The 18,703-nt window shown below is 61.8% G+C and carries 16 protein-coding genes; 6 read left to right on the plus strand and 10 right to left on the minus strand.

Features of this window, described 5'->3' with window-relative positions:
* Window positions 1-2 precede the first annotated feature (2 nt).
* The 4 genes from pheA to mtnA form a co-directional block, all read right to left on the minus strand.
* A complete protein-coding gene (gene pheA, locus PspCFBP13509_RS29580) occupies window positions 3-1,097 on the minus strand; it encodes a prephenate dehydratase (protein WP_003172650.1) in 1,095 nt (364 codons plus the stop codon).
* Window positions 1,097-2,182: a 3-phosphoserine/phosphohydroxythreonine transaminase gene (gene serC / locus PspCFBP13509_RS29585; RefSeq protein WP_065939348.1), complete on the minus strand. Its 1,086-nt coding sequence runs from the start codon at window positions 2,180-2,182 to the stop codon at window positions 1,097-1,099. The genes pheA and serC overlap by 1 nt, the downstream gene beginning before the upstream one ends.
* A 212-nt stretch (window positions 2,183-2,394) precedes the next feature.
* Entirely contained in the window at window positions 2,395-5,049 is a 2,655-nt protein-coding gene (gene gyrA / locus PspCFBP13509_RS29590) for a DNA gyrase subunit A (protein ID WP_137213073.1), read from the minus strand.
* A gap of 422 nt (window positions 5,050-5,471) precedes the next feature.
* On the minus strand, window positions 5,472-6,542 hold the full coding sequence (gene mtnA / locus PspCFBP13509_RS29595; RefSeq protein WP_137213074.1) for an S-methyl-5-thioribose-1-phosphate isomerase: 1,071 nt from the start codon (window positions 6,540-6,542) through the stop codon (window positions 5,472-5,474).
* A gap of 109 nt (window positions 6,543-6,651) precedes the next feature.
* Between mtnA and PspCFBP13509_RS29600 the strand changes: the two genes are divergently transcribed.
* The 4 genes from PspCFBP13509_RS29600 to PspCFBP13509_RS29615 all read left to right on the plus strand — a co-directional run bounded on the left by PspCFBP13509_RS29600 (window position 6,652) and on the right by PspCFBP13509_RS29615 (window position 10,267).
* Window positions 6,652-7,983 carry a TRZ/ATZ family hydrolase gene (locus PspCFBP13509_RS29600; protein ID WP_137213075.1) on the plus strand — a complete coding sequence of 444 codons (1,332 nt, stop codon included), beginning with the start codon at window positions 6,652-6,654 and terminating at the stop codon, window positions 7,981-7,983.
* A 64-nt stretch (window positions 7,984-8,047) separates the two neighbouring features.
* Window positions 8,048-8,746: a bifunctional 2-polyprenyl-6-hydroxyphenol methylase/3-demethylubiquinol 3-O-methyltransferase UbiG gene (gene ubiG / locus PspCFBP13509_RS29605; RefSeq protein ID WP_003172645.1), complete on the plus strand. Its 699-nt coding sequence runs from the start codon at window positions 8,048-8,050 to the stop codon at window positions 8,744-8,746.
* A 4-nt stretch (window positions 8,747-8,750) separates the two neighbouring features.
* Window positions 8,751-9,422: an N-acetylmuramic acid 6-phosphate phosphatase MupP gene (mupP, locus tag PspCFBP13509_RS29610; protein WP_065928119.1), complete on the plus strand. Its 672-nt coding sequence runs from the start codon at window positions 8,751-8,753 to the stop codon at window positions 9,420-9,422.
* A gap of 104 nt (window positions 9,423-9,526) precedes the next feature.
* Entirely contained in the window at window positions 9,527-10,267 is a 741-nt protein-coding gene (locus PspCFBP13509_RS29615; RefSeq protein WP_074844546.1) for a YciK family oxidoreductase, read from the plus strand.
* Between the two features lie 199 nt (window positions 10,268-10,466).
* Here the strand turns inward: PspCFBP13509_RS29615 and PspCFBP13509_RS29620 are convergent, their stop codons facing one another.
* From PspCFBP13509_RS29620 to PspCFBP13509_RS29645, 6 genes are read right to left on the minus strand one after another with little or no spacing between them, the layout of a single operon-like run.
* Window positions 10,467-11,981, minus strand: coding sequence for an ABC transporter substrate-binding protein (locus PspCFBP13509_RS29620; RefSeq protein WP_074844543.1), 1,515 nt, complete (start codon window positions 11,979-11,981; stop codon window positions 10,467-10,469).
* Window positions 11,963-12,982 carry an ABC transporter ATP-binding protein gene (locus tag PspCFBP13509_RS29625; protein WP_065947417.1) on the minus strand — a complete coding sequence of 340 codons (1,020 nt, stop codon included), beginning with the start codon at window positions 12,980-12,982 and terminating at the stop codon, window positions 11,963-11,965. The genes PspCFBP13509_RS29620 and PspCFBP13509_RS29625 overlap by 19 nt, the downstream gene beginning before the upstream one ends.
* Window positions 12,979-13,935, minus strand: coding sequence for an ABC transporter ATP-binding protein (locus tag PspCFBP13509_RS29630; RefSeq protein WP_065947416.1), 957 nt, complete (start codon window positions 13,933-13,935; stop codon window positions 12,979-12,981). Before PspCFBP13509_RS29630 ends, PspCFBP13509_RS29625 begins: the two co-directional genes overlap by 4 nt.
* Window positions 13,932-14,789, minus strand: coding sequence for an ABC transporter permease (locus tag PspCFBP13509_RS29635; RefSeq protein ID WP_065928124.1), 858 nt, complete (start codon window positions 14,787-14,789; stop codon window positions 13,932-13,934). The genes PspCFBP13509_RS29630 and PspCFBP13509_RS29635 overlap by 4 nt, the downstream gene beginning before the upstream one ends.
* Complete coding sequence (locus PspCFBP13509_RS29640) at window positions 14,786-15,733, minus strand: ABC transporter permease (protein ID WP_027604190.1); 948 nt, start codon at window positions 15,731-15,733, stop codon at window positions 14,786-14,788. Before PspCFBP13509_RS29640 ends, PspCFBP13509_RS29635 begins: the two co-directional genes overlap by 4 nt.
* A 3-nt stretch (window positions 15,734-15,736) precedes the next feature.
* Window positions 15,737-16,624, minus strand: a complete 888-nt coding sequence (locus tag PspCFBP13509_RS29645) for a proline iminopeptidase-family hydrolase (RefSeq protein ID WP_027604191.1) — start codon at window positions 16,622-16,624, stop codon at window positions 15,737-15,739.
* 183 nt (window positions 16,625-16,807) lie between these two features.
* Here PspCFBP13509_RS29645 and PspCFBP13509_RS29650 point away from each other — a divergent pair, with 183 nt between their 5' ends.
* Together PspCFBP13509_RS29650 and PspCFBP13509_RS29655 are read left to right on the plus strand one after the other, a co-directional pair.
* Complete coding sequence (locus tag PspCFBP13509_RS29650) at window positions 16,808-17,572, plus strand: LuxR family transcriptional regulator (protein ID WP_065928126.1); 765 nt, start codon at window positions 16,808-16,810, stop codon at window positions 17,570-17,572.
* A gap of 92 nt (window positions 17,573-17,664) precedes the next feature.
* Window positions 17,665-18,597 (plus strand): proline iminopeptidase-family hydrolase, encoded by a 933-nt coding sequence (locus tag PspCFBP13509_RS29655; RefSeq protein ID WP_137213076.1) that lies wholly within the window; start codon window positions 17,665-17,667, stop codon window positions 18,595-18,597.
* Window positions 18,598-18,703: the final 106 nt, after the last annotated feature.

Genomic DNA, 18,703 nt, shown 5'->3' on the forward strand with positions numbered 1-18,703 from the left:
CCTCACAAAACTGCTTTCGGGTAAGAGCCCAGCACCTTGAGTGCCACGGCTTCCTGACTGATCTTCTCCAGCACGCCCTTGACCAGCGGATCGCGGTGGTGGCCGATAAAGTCGATAAAGAACACGTAAGTCCATTTACCGCTGCGCGAAGGACGCGTCTCGATGCGCGTCAGGTCAATCCCGTTGTCGTGGAACGGCACCAGCAGCTCATGCAGCGCGCCGGGCTTGTTGCTCATGGAGACGATGATCGAAGTCTTGTCGTCGCCGGTCGGCGGCACTTCCTGGCTGCCGATCATCAGGAAGCGCGTGGAATTGTCCGGGCGATCCTCGATTTTCTCGGCCAGGCGCGTCAGGCCATACAGGCCTGCCGCCATATCACCGGCGATCGCCGCCGAATTCCATTCACCCTTGACCCGCTTGGCCGCTTCGGCGTTGCTGGACACCGCCACGCGCTCGACATTCGGGTAATGCGCATCCAGCCACTTGCGGCACTGGGCAAGGGACTGCGCGTGGGAATAGATGCGGCTGATGCTGTCGGTCTTGGTGTTTTCACCCACCAACAGGTGATGGTGGATGCGCAGCTCGACTTCGCCGCAGATCACCATGTCGTGCTCAAGGAAGCTGTCCAGCGTGTGGTTGACCGCGCCTTCGGTGGAGTTTTCCACCGGTACCACGCCAAAGTTCACCGCGCCGGCCGCCACTTCACGGAACACCTCGTCGATGGCCGCCATCGGTTTGCTGATCACCGCATGGCCGAAGTGCTTCATGGCCGCCGCCTGGGTGAAGGTGCCTTCCGGGCCGAGGTAGGCCACTTTCAGCGGCTGCTCGAGCGCCAGGCACGACGACATGATTTCACGGAACAACCGCGCCATCTCTTCGTTGCCCAGCGGGCCCTTGTTACGCTCCATGACGCGCTTGAGCACCTGGGCTTCACGCTCCGGCCGGTAGAACACCGGCACTTCGCCCTCCGCCAGGGACGCCATCTTCACCCGTGCCACTTCCTGGGCGCAGCGCGCACGCTCACTGATCAGCTCCAGGACTTTCTCGTCCAGGCTGTCAATGCGTACACGCAGGGCCTTGAGTTCTTGTTCAGACATTAGCCGTGTTCCTTTTCGAACTCTGCCATGTAGGCAACCAGCGCATTGATCGCGTGAATGTCCACAGCGTTATAGATGGAGGCGCGCATGCCACCTACCGAACGGTGACCCTTGAGGTTCAGCAGGCCACGGGCGTCGGCACCGGCCAGGAATGGCTTGTCCAGGCGGTCATCGGCCAGGCGGAACGGCACGTTCATCCACGAGCGGTCGGTGAGGTTGATCGGGTTGCTGTACAGGCCGCTGGCGTCGATGAAGTCGTACAGGGTGCGCTTCTTCTCTTCGTTGAGCTTGCCCATGGCCGCCACGCCGCCCTGCTCCTTCAGCCACTCGAACACCAGGCCCGACAGGTACCAGGCGAAGGCCGGCGGGGTGTTGTACATCGAGCCGTTGTCGGCCGCGACCTTGTAGTTGAGCATGGTCGGGCACAGTGAACGGGCGCGACCCAGCAGGTCCTCACGCACGATATTGACCAGGATGCCGCTCGGGCCGATGTTCTTCTGCGCACCGGCGTAGATCATGCCGTAGCGCGACACATCGATAGGCCGCGAGAGGATGTCCGAAGACATGTCGCACACCAGCGGAACGTCGCCGACTTCCGGCACCCAGTCGAACTCCAGGCCGCCAATGGTTTCGTTCGCGACGTAGTGCACGTAGGCCGCGTCCTTGGACAGCTTCCATTCGTTCTGACCGGGAATGGCGAAGTAGTCGTAGGGCTTGGCGGTGCCGGCCACATTGACATGACCGTAGCGCGAAGCCTCTTCAATAGCCTTCTGCCCCCAGATACCGGTGTCGATGTAGTCGGCAGTGCCGTCTTCCGGCAGCAGGTTCAGCGGGATCTGGGCGAACTGCTGGCTCGCACCGCCTTGCAGGAACAGCACTTTGTAGTTGGATGGGATGTCGAGCAAGTCGCGCAGATCCTGCTCGGCCTTGGTGGCAATGGACACGAACTCATCGCTGCGATGGCTCATTTCCATCACGGAGAGGCCTTTTCCATGCCAGTCGAGGAGTTCACCCTGCGCACGCTGCAGGACTGCTTCAGGAAGCGCCGCGGGACCGGCACAGAAGTTATAGGCTCTCTTGCTCACATCCAATCTCTCTGATCTGGTGGGACTGAAATCAAACACGGTAGGAGCGAGCTTGCTCGCGAAAAACCCGAGAGCGCAAGGGCGCATCAGGCAGCTCGCGTTATCGTTGACGATTTTCGCGAGCAAGCTCGCTCCTACAGGGGGCGGCGTTGTTCTTTCAAAGGGGACAAACAACAAGGGGGCGAATCTTCATCCGCCCCCTGTGTGTCCGCTTATTCCTGCGGTTCTTCTTCGTCTGCGGCAGCATCGAGGGTTGGCTCGTCGACGTTGTCATCGCCGGTTGCGATCACCTCGCCTTCGAACGCCTCACCTTCCAGCTCTTCGCCTTCGACTTCCGATGGTTCCTGGACACGCTCCAGGCCGACCAGTTTTTCGTCCTTGGCCAGCTTGATCAAGGTCACACCCTGGGTGTTACGGCCCAGGCTCGACACTTCGGCCACACGGGTACGCACCAGGGTGCCCTGGTCGGAAATCAGCATGATTTCCTCGCCATCGAGCACCTGGACCGCGCCGACCAGACGGCCGTTGCGGTCGTTGCTGACCATGGCGATAACGCCCTGGCCGCCACGCTTGTACTCCGGGAACTCGCTGATGGCGGTGCGCTTGCCATAACCACGCTCGGAAGCGGTGAGGATCTGGCTGCCTTCTTCCGGGATCAGCATCGAAATCAGCTTCTGCCCTTCCGGCAGGCGCATGCCGCGCACACCGCGGGCGGTACGGCCCATGGCGCGAACGTCGGATTCCTTGAAGCGAGTGACCTTGCCGCCGTCGGAGAACAGCATGACTTCACGCTCGCCATCGGTAATGGCCGCGCTGATCAGCACGTCGCCTTCGTCCAGCTCCAGGGCGATCAGGCCCACGCTGCGCTGGCGGCTGAAGGATTCCAGCGGGGTCTTCTTCACGGTGCCTTTGGCGGTGGCCATGAAGATGAAGTGACCTTCGGTGTATTCCTCGACCGGCAGCATGGTGGTGATGTATTCATCACTGTCCAGCGGCAGCAGGTTGACCAACGGACGACCACGGGCAGCGCGGGAGGCTTCCGGGATTTCGTAGGTCTTGAGCCAGTACACCTTGCCCTTGCTGGAGAACAGCAGCAGCGTGGTGTGGCTGTTGGCGACCAGCAGGTGGGCGATGTAGTCCTCATCCTTCACGCCGGTAGCCGATTTACCTTTACCGCCACGACGCTGGGCCTGGTACGCAGCCAATGGCTGGGTCTTGGCATAGCCACCATGGGAAATGGTCACCACGCGCTCTTCTTCCGGGATCATGTCACCCAGGGTCAGGTCGAGGCGCGCATCGAGGATTTCGGTGCGGCGCACGTCGCCGTATTCGGCGCGGATCACTTCCAGTTCTTCGCGGATCACTTCCATCAGGCGCACGGCGCTGTTGAGGATGCGGATCAGCTCGCCGATCTGGTTGAGGATCTCCTGGTACTCGGCCAGCAGCTTCTCGTGCTCCAGGCCGGTCAGGCGGTGCAGGCGCAGTTCCAGGATGGCCTGAGCCTGTTCCGGCGACAGGAAGTACTTGCCGTCACGCAGGCCGTATTGCGGGTCCAGGGTCTCCGGGCGGCACGAGTCGGCACCGGCACGTTCAACCATCGCCACCACGGCGCTGGATTCCCATGGCATCTTGATCAGGGCTTCCTTGGCTTCCGACGGCGTCGGCGAGGCCTTGATCAGGGCGATGACCGGGTCGATGTTCGACAGCGCTACAGCCTGGCCTTCCAGGATGTGACCGCGTTCACGAGCCTTGCGCAATTCGAACACGGTACGGCGGGTCACCACTTCGCGACGGTGACGTACGAAGGCTTCCAGCAGGTCCTTGAGGTTCAGGATGCGTGGGCGGCCGTCGATCAGTGCGACCACGTTGATACCAAACACGCTTTGCAGCTGGGTCTGGGCGTAGAGGTTGTTGAGGATCACCTCAGGCACTTCGCCACGACGCAGCTCGATCACCACGCGCATACCGTCTTTGTCGGATTCGTCGCGCAGTTCGGTGATGCCTTCGAGTTTCTTCTCTTTAACCAGCTCGGCGATCTTCTCGATCAGACGCGCCTTGTTCAACTGGTACGGGAGTTCGGTGATGACGATCTGCTGGCGGCCACCGACCTTGTCGATGTCCTCGATGATCGAGCGGGCGCGCATGTAAATACGGCCGCGACCGGTGCGGTAGGCTTCGATGATGCCGGCGCGACCGTTGATGATCGCAGCGGTCGGGAAGTCCGGGCCCGGGATGTATTGCATCAGCTCATCGACGGTCAGCTCAGGGTTGTCGATAAGGGCCAGGCAACCGTCGATGACTTCACCGAGGTTGTGCGGCGGGATGTTGGTGGCCATGCCCACGGCGATACCGCTGGAACCGTTGACCAGCAGGTTGGGGATCCGGGTCGGCATGACCGCCGGGATCATTTCGGTACCGTCGTAGTTCGGCACCCAGTCCACGGTTTCTTTATGCAGGTCGGCCAGCAGCTCGTGCGCCAGCTTGGTCATGCGCACTTCGGTGTATCGCATGGCCGCGGCGTTGTCGCCGTCGACCGAACCGAAGTTGCCCTGGCCGTCTACCAGCAGGTAGCGCAGGGAAAACGGCTGGGCCATCCGAACGATGGTGTCGTACACCGCAGTGTCGCCGTGAGGGTGATACTTACCGATCACGTCACCGACAACACGGGCAGATTTCTTGTACGGCTTGTTCCAGTCGTTACCCAGCTCGCTCATTGCGAACAGCACACGCCGGTGCACGGGCTTCAAGCCATCGCGCGCATCAGGCAGTGCCCGACCGACAATTACGCTCATCGCGTAGTCGAGGTAGGACTGTTTCAGCTCGTCTTCGATATTGACCGGGAGGATTTCTTTGGCCAGTTCGCCCATGAGAAGCCTGATTCCTTTTTCGGGTGAAACCTCGTCGCATCCATATGGGACGAACGAAGCTCGCCGTCGCCGGCACACTGCCTGACAACGACTTACGACAAATCAACGAGTTATGACACGGATCTGCACGTTATGGACAACCCCTGGGGGCGGCCCTGGAAACCGCCGGATGTTATCACAATCGCCGCCACGCACCTATCCCCCTGATGCGCATGGAGACTAGTAATTTGACGGATGACAGGCTTGAAGGGGACGAGAGGGGCTCAGAGATGGGGTGGTGCTTTTTTTTGAGGGCGGATCCGAGGGTTTTATTGACTTTCCGGGCCAATCGGGGGCAAGCCCCCTCCCACACTTTAATTGTGAACAGTCAAAATGTGGGAGGGGGCTTGCCCACGATAGCCATTTCACAGACACCACAGCCCTCAATGCAGCCGCTTACGGCACATCAGCTTGGCCAATTTCGCCGTATCCGGCCGCTCAACCACGCCCTTCTCAGTCACGATCACATCGATCAGGTCGGCCGGGGTCACATCAAATACCGGATTAAACGCATTGACCTCCAAGCGCTGCCCCATGACCTCCAGCAGTTCACCGGGATCGCGCTCCTCCAAGGCCACATCGTCACCCGTGGCCATCATCAGGTCCAGGCTCGAACTCGGCGCCACCACCATGAAACGCACGCCGTGGTGCATGGCGCACACCGCCAATTGATAGGTGCCGATCTTGCTGATCACATCGCCATTGGCGGCAATGCAATCGGCGCCGACGATCACCCAGGTGATGCCCTTGGTCTTGAGGAGATGCGCGCCGGCGGAGTCGGCATTCACGGTGACCGGGATCCCCTCGCCCGCCAGTTCCCAGGCGGTCAGCCGCGAGCCTTGCAGCCATGGGCGGGTTTCATTGGCGTAGACGTGCTCGACCAAGCCTTCCAGGAACGCCGCGCGAATCACCCCGAGGGCCGTGCCGACACCGCCGGTTGCCAAGGCGCCGGAGTTGCCATGGGTCAAGATCGCCTGGGCATTGCCCTGATGCTTGCGAATCCGCTCAACGCCCAACTGGGCCATGACGAGGTTGGCTTCCCGGTCGCTTTCATGGATAGCGATCGCTTCGGCCTCCAGCACCGCCAGCGGATCGGCGTGCTTCTTGACGCGATCCAGGCGATCGCGCATGCGCTTGAGCGCCCAGAACAGGTTCGAGGCGGTCGGACGGGTATCGGCCAGTAGTGCGTAGTCCTCTTCCCAGGCGGCCTGCCAGTCACCGCCCTCGGCGATGCGCTCGCGAGCGGCGAGCACCAGGCCATAGGCCGCGCTGATGCCGATCGCCGATGCGCCACGCACCACCATGGCGCGAATGGCCGCAGCCACTGCATCGACCGTGGAGCAGGCCACCCAGTGTTCCTGGGACGGCAGGGCGCGTTGATCGAGCAGGTGCAGCGTGCCATCACGCCAATCGATGGCCTTCACTTTCTCCGCTGCCAACAGTCGATCGCGCATCCGTCACCCCGTACTCATCAACAAAAGCCGCCGATTATAGCGATCCGCCAGCCAGGACGCTCGGGTATACTTCGCGCTTCTTTTATAGCTGCCCGGGAAGAAGCCTGCGATGACCTCCACTGCCGCCCCGCTCGACTTATTGCTACTGCCAACCTGGCTGGTACCTGTCGAACCCGCCGGCGTGGTGCTCAAGGACCATGGCGTGGGCATCCGCAATGGGCGTATCGCCTTTATCGGTCCACGGGCTGCGGCGTTGAAGCTGTCGGCCGCTGAAGTGCGCGAACTGCCGGGCATGCTGCTCAGTCCCGGCCTGATCAACGCCCACGGGCATGCGGCGATGAGCCTCTTTCGCGGCCTGGCCGATGACCTGCCCTTGATGACCTGGCTGGAAAAACACATCTGGCCCGCCGAAGCCAAGTGGGTCGACGAGGCCTTCGTGCGTGACGGCACCGACCTGGCCATTGCCGAACAGCTCAAGGGCGGCATCACCTGCTTCTCGGACATGTACTTCTACCCCAAGGTCGCCAGCGATTGCGTGCACAACAGCGGCATGCGTGCACAGATCGCGATTCCGATCCTCGACTTCCCGATTCCCGGCGCCAGCACCGCCGATGAGGCGATCCGACAGGGCATCGAGCTGTTCGGCGACCTCAAGCACCATCCGCGCATCAAGATCACCTTCGGCCCCCACGCGCCCTACACGGTGTGCGATGCCAACCTGGAAAAGATCCGGGTCATCGCCGAAGAGCTGGACGCCGCGATCCATATGCATGTGCATGAAACCGCTTTCGAGGTACAACAGGCCGTCGAACAGACCGGCGAGCGGCCGTTGGCGCGCCTGGGACGCCTCGGCTTGCTGGGCCCGCGCTTCCAGGCCGTTCATATGACCCAAATCAGCGAGGACGACCTGGCTTTGCTGGTAGAAAGCAACACCAGCGTGATCCATTGCCCGGAATCGAACCTGAAACTGGCCAGTGGCTTCTGCCCGGTGGAGCGTCTATGGCAGGCGGGCGTCAATGTGGCCATCGGCACCGATGGCGCCGCCAGTAACAACGACCTGGACCTGCTGGGTGAAACCCGTACCGCCGCGATGCTGGCCAAGGCCGTCGCGGGTTCGGCCACCGCCCTGGACGCCCACCGTGCGCTGCGCATGGCTACGCTCAACGGTGCGCGTGCCATGGGCCTGGAAAGTGAAATCGGCTCCCTGGAAGTGGGCAAGGCGGCGGATATGGTCGCCTTCGATCTGACCGGGCTGGCGCAACAACCGATCTACGATCCGGTCTCACAGCTTATATATGCCACCGGACGCGATTGCGTGAAACACCTTTGGGTCGCCGGCAAGCAGTTGCTCGACGACCGGCAACTCACCCGCATGGATGAACAACAGTTGACCGCCACGGCCATTGCCTGGGGAAAACGCATCGGCGGGCACACCGAATAACGCTGGCTCTGAACCTGCGTGTTCAGGACCGACAAACCGATTTATCAGATTTAGAGGATTCACCATGAGCAACGTCGACCACGCCGAAATCGCCAAGTTTGAAGCCCTGGCCCACCGCTGGTGGGACCGCGAAAGCGAGTTCAAACCCCTGCACGACATCAACCCGCTGCGGGTCAACTGGATTGACGAACGCGTCAACCTGGCCGGCAAGAAGGTGCTGGACGTCGGTTGCGGCGGCGGCATCCTCAGCGAAGCCATGGCCCAGCGCGGCGCCACCGTGATGGGGATCGACATGGGCGAAGCGCCGCTGGCCGTGGCCCAGTTGCACCAGCTGGAATCCGGCGTGAGCGTGGAATATCGCCAGATCACCGCCGAAGCCCTGGCCGAGGAAATGCCTGAGCAGTTCGACGTGGTCACCTGCCTGGAAATGCTGGAGCACGTGCCAGACCCATCGTCGGTGATCCGCGCCTGCTTCCGCATGGTCAAGCCGGGCGGCCAGGTGTTCTTCTCCACCATCAACCGCAACCCCAAGGCCTACCTGTTCGCGATCATCGGCGCCGAATACATCATGAAGCTGCTGCCGCGCGGCACCCACGATTTCAAGAAATTCATCCGCCCGTCCGAACTGGGTGCGTGGAGCCGCCAGGCCGGGCTGACCGTCAAGGACATCATCGGCCTGACCTACAACCCGCTGACCAAGCACTACAAACTGGCCAGCGACGTTGACGTCAACTACATGATCCAGACCCTGCGCGAGGAGTAAGCCTGTGAAGTTGCGAGCGGTTCTCTTCGACATGGACGGTACCCTGCTGGACACTGCGCCGGACTTTATCGCCATCTGCCAGGCGATGCGCGCCGACCGCGACCTGCCACCGATCAACCCACAGCATATCCGCGATGAAATCTCCGGCGGTGCGCGGGCGATGGTGGCCGTGACCTTCTCGATGGACCCGGAATCCCCCGGCTTTGAAGAGTTGCGCCTGGAATTCCTCGAGCGTTACCTGAAGGGTTGTGCGGTCCACAGCACACTGTTCGACGGCATGGCCGAGCTTCTGGAGGACATCGAGAAATCCAAGCTGATCTGGGGCGTGGTCACCAACAAGCCACTGCGCTTTGCCGAGCCGATCATGCAGCAACTGGGCCTGGCCGAGCGTTCGGCGCTGCTGATCTGCCCGGACCACGTGAAAAACAGCAAGCCGGACCCGGAGCCGATGATCCTGGCGTGCAAGATGCTCGGCCTGGACCCGGCCAGCGTGCTGTTCGTGGGCGATGACCTGCGCGACATCGAGTCCGGCCGCGACGCCGGCACCCGCACGGCGGCGGTCACCTATGGCTATATCCACCCGGATGACAACCCACGCCACTGGGGCGCGGATGTGGTGGTGGATCATCCACTGGAACTGCGCAAGGTGCTGGATAACGCGCTGTGCAGTTGCTGATGGCTCACCAACCCATCTGACCTATGAAGATCCCCCTCCCACAGGGGATCTCCACCGGTCTCAAGTTTTGTGCTGAAACATGTTGAATTCTGTCGAGGCTTTTTATGTTTGATTACTCTGCACGTCCAGAACTGCTCAAAGGCCGGGTGATCCTGGTGACCGGCGCCGGTCGCGGCATTGGCGCGGCGGCGGCGAAAACCTACGCCGCCCATGGCGCGACCGTGCTGTTGCTGGGCAAGACCGAAGCCAACCTGGCCCAGGTGTATGACGAGATCGAAGCGGCCGGCCACCCGCAGCCGGTGGTGATCCCCTTCAACCTGGAGACCGCCCTGCCCCATCAATACGATGAGCTGGCAGCGATGATCGAAAAAGAATTCGGCCACCTCGATGGCCTGCTGCACAACGCCTCGATCATCGGCCCACGTACGCCGATCGAGCAGTTGTCCGGCGAGAACTTCATGCGGGTGATGCACATCAACGTCAATGCGATGTTCATGCTCACCAGCACGTTGTTGCCACTGCTCAAGCTGTCCCAGGATGCGTCGGTGGTGTTCACCTCCAGCAGCGTCGGGCGCAAGGGCCGGGCATATTGGGGCGCTTATGGGGTGTCGAAATTCGCCACTGAAGGCTTGATGCAGACCCTGGCGGATGAGCTCGAAGACGTGGCTGCAGTAAGAGCCAACAGCATCAACCCGGGCGGCACGCGCACCAGCATGCGGGCCCAGGCATATCCAGGGGAGAACCCGATGGAAAGGCCGGCACCGGAAGAGATCATGCCGGTGTACCTGTACCTGATGGGCCCGGACAGTACCGGCATCAATGGGCAGGCGTTTGACGCGCAGTAATCCCTGACACCCTACCCGCTGTGGGAGTTGGCTTTTGTGGTGAGCGGGCTTGCCCCGCGCCGGGCTGCGAAGCGGCCCCAAAACCTGCCAACGTAATCTCTCTGTCAGATCGCGCTGGCTGAACTGTGGGGCTGCTTCGCAGCCCAGCGCGGGGCAAGCCCGCTCACCACAGGTCTCTTCCCACATTGGGTTTACTTATTTAGTTCTTCACCACTTCCTCAAGGGTGAAGCGCCCCAACGGATTTTGCAGGAAGTTGCTCACATTCTTGCGTGAGATGTTGATGTACGGGCTGTAGTACAGGTCGATCCAGTTCACATCCTGTTTCGCCAGTTTCTGCAACTCGACATACATCTGCTCACGCTTGACCGGGTCGGCTTCGATGCGCGCCGCCGCGACCAAGTCCTTGACCTTGTCGTTCTTGTAGCGGGTCATGTAGTTCTGGTTGGTGTCGTGGCCGAGCACGAAGGTGGTCTTCTGGTCCGGGTCGAGGATGTCGTTGGTCCAGTACATCACCGAAATATCGTACTCACCGTCCACCAGCATCTGCCAGCTTTGGGTCGGGTCGACCTTCTGCAGGTTGGCGGTCACGCCGACCTTGGCCAACTGGTCCTTGATGATCACCGCGATCTGCTCGTCGGCTTCGTTGCCGGCGTTGACCACATAGTTGAGCTTCAAGTCCTTCGCGCCAGCCTTTTCCAACAGTTTCTTGGCGGCGGTCGGGTCATACGGGCGTTGCAGGTTGTTGGCGTAATGGAACAACGAGCCTTTCGGGATATAGGAATAGGCCACCGTGCCCTGACCGTAGGTCGCGGTTTTCACCAGCGACTGTTTGTCGATGGCCATGTCCAGCGCCTCGCGTACTTCCTGCTTGGCCAGCAGACCGTGGGCGTGGTTGATCAGCAGGTGATCTTCACGGGTGGACGGGTCGGAGTGGATCACCACGTTCTTGTCTTTCTTCAGCTCTTCAACCCGGGAAAACGGTACGAAGATCGCCGTGTCCAGCTCGTTGTTCTGCACCATGCGCATCCGCGTATTGTCGTCGGTCACGGAGACCCACTCCACGCCATCCAGGCTGACCTTCTTGGCCTGCCAGAAGTTCGGGTTCTTCTTCAGGATGACCCGGTCGCCCTTGCGCCATTCGTCCACGGTAAACGCGCCGGAGGTCACCGGATTTTCCGAGTAGGCGTCTTCACCCATTTTGGTCATGGCTTTTTCCGACAGGATCGACACCGTCGGCGAAGCCAGTTGCGACAGGAAGGCGACCGCCGGAGTCTTCAGTGTGACAACCAGGGTTTTCGAGTCCGTCGCCTTGGCGGTGTCGATCAGGTTGAAGGGATCAGCCCACAACGAAGCCTTGTTATCGCGGATGCGCAACAGGCTGAACGCTGCATCCTCGGCGGTGATCGCCGAGCCATCGGAGAACTTCGCATCGCGCAGCTTGAAGGTGTAGGTCAGGCCGTCCTTGGAAATATCCCAGCTTTCAGCCAGGCCCGGCTCCATCTTGGTCCCCAGGTTGTCCACGCGTACCAGGGTGTCGTAGACGTTGGCAAATACCCAGGTATCGCGGTTTTGCGCGCTTTTGATCGGGTCGAACGTGGTGCTGTCTTCACGGCAGCCGATGGTCAGGACGCCGGCGGCTTGCGCCAATCCGGCAGTGAGGGACCACGCGGTCAACGTAGCAGCGGCGAGCAACTTCAAGTGGCGCGATTGCATGTCATAACTCCTTGTTCATGATGGGCAGGTAGGGTCAACGGTTCTTCAAGCACGCAACTGTATCGATGCTCGTGCAGGGAATGGGTAGGCGGCAATACCACGGAACACATCGTCCGGGCGTACCGGCAACGCGGGTGGAAGGCACAGCCCGTAGGCAAATTCAGCGGGCTCGGCGGCTCGCCAGGCAACGGCTGCGTCGGCAAGGGCCGGTGCGGATCGATCTCCGGAATCGCCTCGATCAACGCCGCCGTATACGGATGGCGCGGCGAGGTGAAGACCGCTTCCACCGGCCCTTCCTCGACGATCTTGCCCAGGTACATCACCGCCACGCGGTCGCACAGGCGCCGCACGATGGCCAAATCGTGGGCGATAAACAGGATCGCCAGGTTCATGCGCTGTTGCAGTTCCAACAGCAGGTTGATGATCTGGCCCTGGATCGATACATCCAGGGCCGCCACGCATTCATCGGCGATGATCAAGCGCGGCTCCACCGCCAGCGCCCGGGCAATACCGACACGCTGGCATTGGCCACCACTGAGGGCGCCGGGTTTGCGACTGGCCAGTTCGGGGCGCAGGCCGACCAGGTCAAGCAGTTCGTTGACGCGAGCCGGGATACGCTCTGCCGGGACTTTGCGCTGCACCCGCAACACCTCGGCGATGGTTTCGCCGATGGTGTGGCGCGGGTTCAACGCGGCGTAGGGATCCTGGAAGATCATCGCCGTTTCCTGGCGCAGGCGCGCGATGTCGATCGCGCTGCCATGGGCCATGTCGATGCCATCGAACAGCACCTGCCCGGCACTGATCGGGTTGAGGTGCAGGATCGCGCGGCCCAGGGTGCTTTTGCCGCTGCCGGACTCCCCCACCAACCCCAGGGTTTCACCGGCTGCAAGGTTCAGCGACACACCGTTCACCGCCTTCACCCACTGCTTGTTCAGGCCGAACACCCCCGTGCCGGACGCGGCGAACCGCACCTCGAGGTTCTTGATCTGCAACAGGCTCATGGGCGTGCTCCCAACGGGTAGTGACAGGCCACGCGCGCGCCTTCGGGCAACCGTTCGGTGCACAACGCGCCGACCTGCGGGCAACGCGGGTTGAAGCGGCAGCCGTCGGGTAACGCATCGAGCAAGGGCGGCTGGCCGGGGATGGTACGCAGCAACCCAGGACCACTGCCGTGGGTCGGTTGGCAATCAATCAGGCCGGCTGTGTAGGGGTGTTGCGGATGGGCGAGCACGTCGTACTTGCTGCCGTGCTCGCACAGGCGCCCGGCGTACATCACGGCGATGGAATCACAGGTTTGCGCAACCACGCCGAGGTCGTGGGTGATCATGATGAGCGACAGGCCGCGCTGGTCACGCAGGTCCAGCAGCAGGCGCAGGATCTGCGCCTGCACGGTCACGTCCAACGCCGTGGTCGGCTCGTCGGCAATCAATACGTTCGGGTTGCAGCCCAGGGCCACGGCGATCATCGCGCGCTGGCGCATGCCACCGGAAAATTCATGGGGATAGTTGTCGACCCGTGCCTGGGGATCGGGAATGCCCACCTGGCGCAACACTTCGATGGCTTGTCGGCGCGCGTCTTTTTTCGACGCGCCCTGATGCAGGCGGATGCCTTCGGCGATCTGATCGCCGATGCGCATCAAGGGGTCGAGGTGGCTGCTGGGGTTCTGGAAGATCATGCCCAACTGCCCGCCACGCACCGCCCGCATGCCGGCGTCATCCAGTTGCAGCAGGTCCTGGCCCGCCAGGCGTACCGCACCGCCCTGCACGCGCAGGTTGGGCGACGGCAACAGGCGCATCAAGCCACGGCAGGCCATGGTCTTGCCCGAGCCGCTTTCACCCACCAGGCCGAGGATCTCGCCTTCGGCCAGGTCAAAGGACACGCGGTCGACCAAGGTCACATCGCGCCCGGCGTTGTTGGCGATCACGCTGAGATCTTGCACCTGCAGCAGGCTCATGAGCGATCCCCCAGCACTTGCGCCACACCATCGGCCAGCAGGCTGAAGCCCATGGCCAGGGTCACGATGGCCAGCCCCGGAAAGGTGCAGATCCACCAGGCCGTGGTGATAAACGCCTGCCCTTCGGCAATCATCGTCCCCCACTCCGCCGTCGGCGGTTGCACGCCCAGGCCCAGGTAGCTCACGGCGGCACCGTTGAGCAGTACCAGCACCGCGTCAGACATGGAAAACACAATCGAGCCAAACATCGCATTCGGCAGCAAATGTCGGAACAGAATGCGCCCATGGCCAAAGCCCAGGCTCTTGGCCGCCAGGGCGAAGTCGCTTTCCTTGAGCACCAGGATCTGTGAGCGGATCAGCCGCGCATACGACACCCAGCCCACCAGCGCCATGGCGATATAAAAACTCTTCAGGCCCGGACCGAGGATAGCCATGATCGCCAGCATCAACACCAGGAACGGGAACGCCAGGATCACATCGATCACGCGCATGCAGAAACTGTCGAAGCGCCCGCCGATATAGCCGGAAACCGCGCCGACAAACGTGCCGATCATGAACGGGAAAATCACCCCGATAATGGCCAGTTGCAGATCGACGCGCGCGCCCCAGATCACCCTCGAAAGGATGTCTCGACCGTAGTTATCCGTGCCGAATGGATGGGCCAGGCTCGGCCCCAGCAAGCTGATGTCGGTGTTCTGCGCGATCGGGTCATAGGGCGCGATCCACGGCGCACATAGCGCCAGGACCAACCATACCAGCAGGATCAACAGCCCCCACGCGGCCGTCAGGCGGCCATTGCGAAAGCCAAACCGCAGACGCAGGCGCCATGGGGCAATCAGTGGACGGCTGCTCATTGCATTTTCACCCGAGGGTCGAGGGCCACCGTGACCACGTCGGCGATAAAGTTGACCACCACCGTCGCGCACGCCAGCACCATCGCCACGCCCTGCACCACCATGTAGTCGCGGGTAAAAATGCCGCGCACCAGCAACTGGCCGATGCCGGGAATGGCGAACAGGCTTTCGATCACGACGGTGCCGCTGATCAGCCAACCAATATTCACCGCCAGCAGGTTGACCGCCGGCACCAGGGAATTGGGCAACACATGGCGACGGAACACCGCAGCTTCCGACAGCCCACGGGCCCGCGCGGCAGTGACGTGGTCGGCCTGCAGCTCCATCAACATGCTCGCCCGCAGGTTGCGGACCAGCACCGCCGACAGCGCCAGGGCGATGGTCAGGCACGGCAAGACCATATGGTGCGCCTTGTCCAGCCAGGTACGGCCGTAGCCGGACACCGGGAACAGGCCCCATTGCACACTGAGCAGCAGGATCAGCATCAGGCCCAGCCAGAACGCCGGCATGCCCAGGCCCACGGTGGTGAACACGCGGATCAGGTTGTCCGCCCACCCGCCTTTATTGCGCGCCGCCCACGTCGCCAGCGGCACCGCAATCAGCAGTGCCAGCACCACACTGCCAAGCACCAGCACCAGGGTGGGTTCGATGCGGGTGACGATCAATTTCAAGGCGTCGACTTTGTACAGCAGTGATTGGCCGAGATCGCCCTTGAGCAGGTTCTTCAGGAAATAGAAATACTGCTGCCACAAAGGCTGGTCGAGGCCGTACTGGGCGCGGATTTTCAGCAAGGCATCCGGTGTGCTGCGCGAGCCCAGCAGGGCCCGCGCCGGGTCGCCAGGAATCGAGCGCACCAGCACAAACGTGATCAGGCTGATGCCAAACAGTACCGGCAGCAATTGCAGTGGCCGGGACAGTACAAAACGGTAGCGCGCCAGGTTCATCGGTCAGCCTCGGTGGCGAGCGAGAAAGTCCAACAGTACCGGAAAATAAGCCTGTGGCTCTTCATAGAACGGCATATGGCTACTGTTGGGAAATACATGCAGTTCGGCGTGTCTGGCCGCCATCTTCATGCGCATGGCGCAGGCTGGGGTGAGTTCGTCGTGCTGGCCGGTGGTGATCAGGATCGGCATGTTGAAAGCGGCCATCTCGGGGATGCGGTTCCAGTCCTTGAGGTTGCCGACGTAGAGGAATTCGTTGGGACCCTGCATGGTTTCGTAGGGGCCCATGTTCCAGTCGCCGAGGGAGCGCTTGACCGGTTCGGGCCATTCGTCCAGGCGGCAGACGTGGCGATAGTTGAGCAAGGTGATCGCGGCCTGGTACTGCGGGTGATCCAGGGTACCCATGGCTTCGTGGCGTTGCATCATCGCCACGGTCTCACTGCCCAGCGCGCCGCGCAGGCGTTCGAGTTCTTGAGAAAGATGCGGAATGTCGCCGACGGTGTTCTCGAGGATCAGGCTTTTCAGCCTGTCGGGGTAATGGATGGCGTATTCGATGCCCAGCCAGCCGCCCCAGGAATGCCCGAGCAGGTGCACGCGGCCGAGGCCAAGGGCTTGGCGTACGGTTTCGACTTCTTCGACATAACGGCGGATTTCCCACAGGGAAACATCGGTCGGTCTGGCTGATGCGCCTGTGCCAAGCTGGTCGAATGCAACCACTCGCAGGTCATGGTCCTTGAGCCAGCCATGGGCGTCGCGCAAGTAGTCACACGGCAGGCCCGGCCCGCCGTTGAGACACAAGAGCACCTCATCGCCTTCGCCGAAGCTGTAGACCACGAGGTTGTGGCCATCGACTTGCACGTTGTACTGCTGGTCGGGGGCAATTTCACGCCACATGCATACATTCCTTGTGTTGTATCGGCCTGGCGGGCAGCGGCCGTTTATCAGGCCAACACTACCGAGGATGCCGCGCGTCCATAACCTGGTATTTCTTATAGGTTTGGCCTGGCAGTCCTTCGCCGGGGCGTGGCATTCTACTTGCAGGAAGTGGAGATTCAAATGAATTCGGGAGCAGAACGGATGCTGGCCAAGCTAACTGCCTTCAATCAACGTCTGATGCCGGGCAGGAGCCTGGATGAGCAGATGGACAACACTTTTATCCTCGCCCAGCAATTGGGCTTCGATGCACTGGTATACGACTACACCCCGGTGCCGATCGACCAGGATGGTGCATTGATCACCCCCTCGGTGCTGGAGCTGCGCAACACGCCGACCGATTGGCATGCGCTGTGGTGCAGCAAGGGTTTCTACCAGATCGACCCGGTGCAACACCTGGCTCTGCGCACGGTATCGCCGTTCGTGTGGTCCTACGAAGCCCAGGCTGACACGGCCCTGCAAACCATCATCGACCCCTGCCACGCCCCCGTTTCGTCCTACCTGCACGACCAGCAACTGACCTGCGGCGTCAGCGTGCCGATGCATCTGCCCCGTGGCGGCTTCGCGTCACTGACCGGCTTGCGCACTGGCAAAACGCCTGCCGTGCTGCAGGACGCGCAGCAGACCTTGTCGGACTTCAGCCTGATTTCCCACGCGTTGCAGGAAGCGGCCTACCCGCTGTTCGGCAAGGAGCTGCGCACCTACCCGCACATTCACCTGACCAAACGTGAACGCGAATGCCTCAAATGGGCCGCCGACGGCCTGACCGCCGCCGAAATCGCCACGCAACTGAGCCGCTCACTGGCCGTCGTCACCCTGCACCTGGCCTCGGCGATGCACAAACTGGGCGCCAAGAACCGTGTGCAGGCGGTGGTCCGCGCCACCCATTACCGCCTGCTGGAAGACTGATCCCCCGGCAAAACCTAGCTGTTTTGCTAGTTACCTAAATCTCGCCCGCAGACTATCGTGTCCCTGATCATTTTTTCAGGGCAGGGCAGGAAATGGACTTCATCGAAAAAATCCGCGAAGGGTATGCCGCGTTTGGCGACTACCAGACCTGGTACCGCGTCACTGGCGACCTGGCCAGCGGCCGCACGCCGCTGGTGGTCATCCACGGCGGCCCGGGCTGCACCCATGATTATGTCGACGCGTTCAAGGACGTCGCGGCCAGCGGTCATGCGGTCATCCACTACGACCAACTGGGCAACGGCCGCTCCACGCACTTGCCTGAGAAAGACCCGTCCTTCTGGACCGTCGATCTGTTCCTTAAAGAATTGGACAACCTGCTGGAGCACCTGCAGATCAGCGATAACTACGCGATCCTTGGTCAGTCCTGGGGCGGCATGCTCGGCAGCGAGCACGCAATCCTGCAACCCAAGGGCCTGCGTGCGTTTATCCCGGCCAATTCACCGACCTGCATGCGCACCTGGGTCAGCGAAGCCAACCGCCTGCGCAAGCTGCTGCCCCAAGGCGTGCATGAAACCCTGCTCAAGCATGAAGCCGCCGGCACCTACCTCGACCCGGAATACCTCGCCGCCTCGCGGGTGTTCTATGACCAGCATGTGTGCCGGGTGAACCCATGGCCGGAAGAAGTGGCGCGCACCTTCGCCCAGGTCGACTCGGACCCCACGGTGTATCACGCCATGAGCGGCCCGACCGAGTTCCACGTGATCGGCAGCCTGAAGGACTGGAAATCCATTGGCCGCCTGTCGGCGATCAAGGTGCCGACCCTGGTGATTTCCGGCCGGCATGACGAGGCCACGCCACTGGTGGTCAAGCCATTCCTGGATGAGATCGCGGATGTGCGCTGGGCGCTGTTCGAAGACTCCAGCCACATGCCCCACGTGGAAGAACGCCAGGCGTGCATGGGCACCGTGGTGAAGTTTCTGGATGAGGCGTGCTCTGTTCCGCACACAGTCCGCAAGGCTGGTTGAGTTCCAAATGTGGGAGGGGCGGTGCGACGATTCGACTTGCTCCCGATAGCGGTGGGTCAGTCACAAATACAGTGGCTGACACTCTGCTATCGGGAGCAAGTCGAAT

Source organism: Pseudomonas sp. CFBP13509, from assembly GCF_005233485.1.
Classification (GTDB): domain Bacteria; phylum Pseudomonadota; class Gammaproteobacteria; order Pseudomonadales; family Pseudomonadaceae; genus Aquipseudomonas; species Aquipseudomonas marginalis.

Bases quoted from the DNA above. Each gene is read 5' to 3' on its own strand.
- pheA (WP_003172650.1), bottom strand. From the start codon at position 1,097: ATGTCTGAACAAGAACTCAAGGCCCTGCGTGTACGCATTGACAGCCTG.
- gyrA (WP_137213073.1), bottom strand. From the start codon at position 5,049: ATGGGCGAACTGGCCAAAGAAATCCTCCCGGTCAATATCGAAGACGAG.
- mtnA (WP_137213074.1), bottom strand. From the start codon at position 6,542: ATGCGCGATCGACTGTTGGCAGCGGAGAAAGTGAAGGCCATCGATTGG.
- PspCFBP13509_RS29600 (WP_137213075.1), top strand. From the start codon at position 6,652: ATGACCTCCACTGCCGCCCCGCTCGACTTATTGCTACTGCCAACCTGG.
- ubiG (WP_003172645.1), top strand. From the start codon at position 8,048: ATGAGCAACGTCGACCACGCCGAAATCGCCAAGTTTGAAGCCCTGGCC.
- PspCFBP13509_RS29615 (WP_074844546.1), top strand. From the start codon at position 9,527: ATGTTTGATTACTCTGCACGTCCAGAACTGCTCAAAGGCCGGGTGATC.
- PspCFBP13509_RS29620 (WP_074844543.1), bottom strand. From the start codon at position 11,981: ATGCAATCGCGCCACTTGAAGTTGCTCGCCGCTGCTACGTTGACCGCG.
- PspCFBP13509_RS29625 (WP_065947417.1), bottom strand. From the start codon at position 12,982: ATGAGCCTGTTGCAGATCAAGAACCTCGAGGTGCGGTTCGCCGCGTCC.
- PspCFBP13509_RS29630 (WP_065947416.1), bottom strand. From the start codon at position 13,935: ATGAGCCTGCTGCAGGTGCAAGATCTCAGCGTGATCGCCAACAACGCC.
- PspCFBP13509_RS29635 (WP_065928124.1), bottom strand. From the start codon at position 14,789: ATGAGCAGCCGTCCACTGATTGCCCCATGGCGCCTGCGTCTGCGGTTT.
- PspCFBP13509_RS29640 (WP_027604190.1), bottom strand. From the start codon at position 15,733: ATGAACCTGGCGCGCTACCGTTTTGTACTGTCCCGGCCACTGCAATTG.
- PspCFBP13509_RS29645 (WP_027604191.1), bottom strand. From the start codon at position 16,624: ATGTGGCGTGAAATTGCCCCCGACCAGCAGTACAACGTGCAAGTCGAT.
- PspCFBP13509_RS29650 (WP_065928126.1), top strand. From the start codon at position 16,808: ATGCTGGCCAAGCTAACTGCCTTCAATCAACGTCTGATGCCGGGCAGG.
- PspCFBP13509_RS29655 (WP_137213076.1), top strand. From the start codon at position 17,665: ATGGACTTCATCGAAAAAATCCGCGAAGGGTATGCCGCGTTTGGCGAC.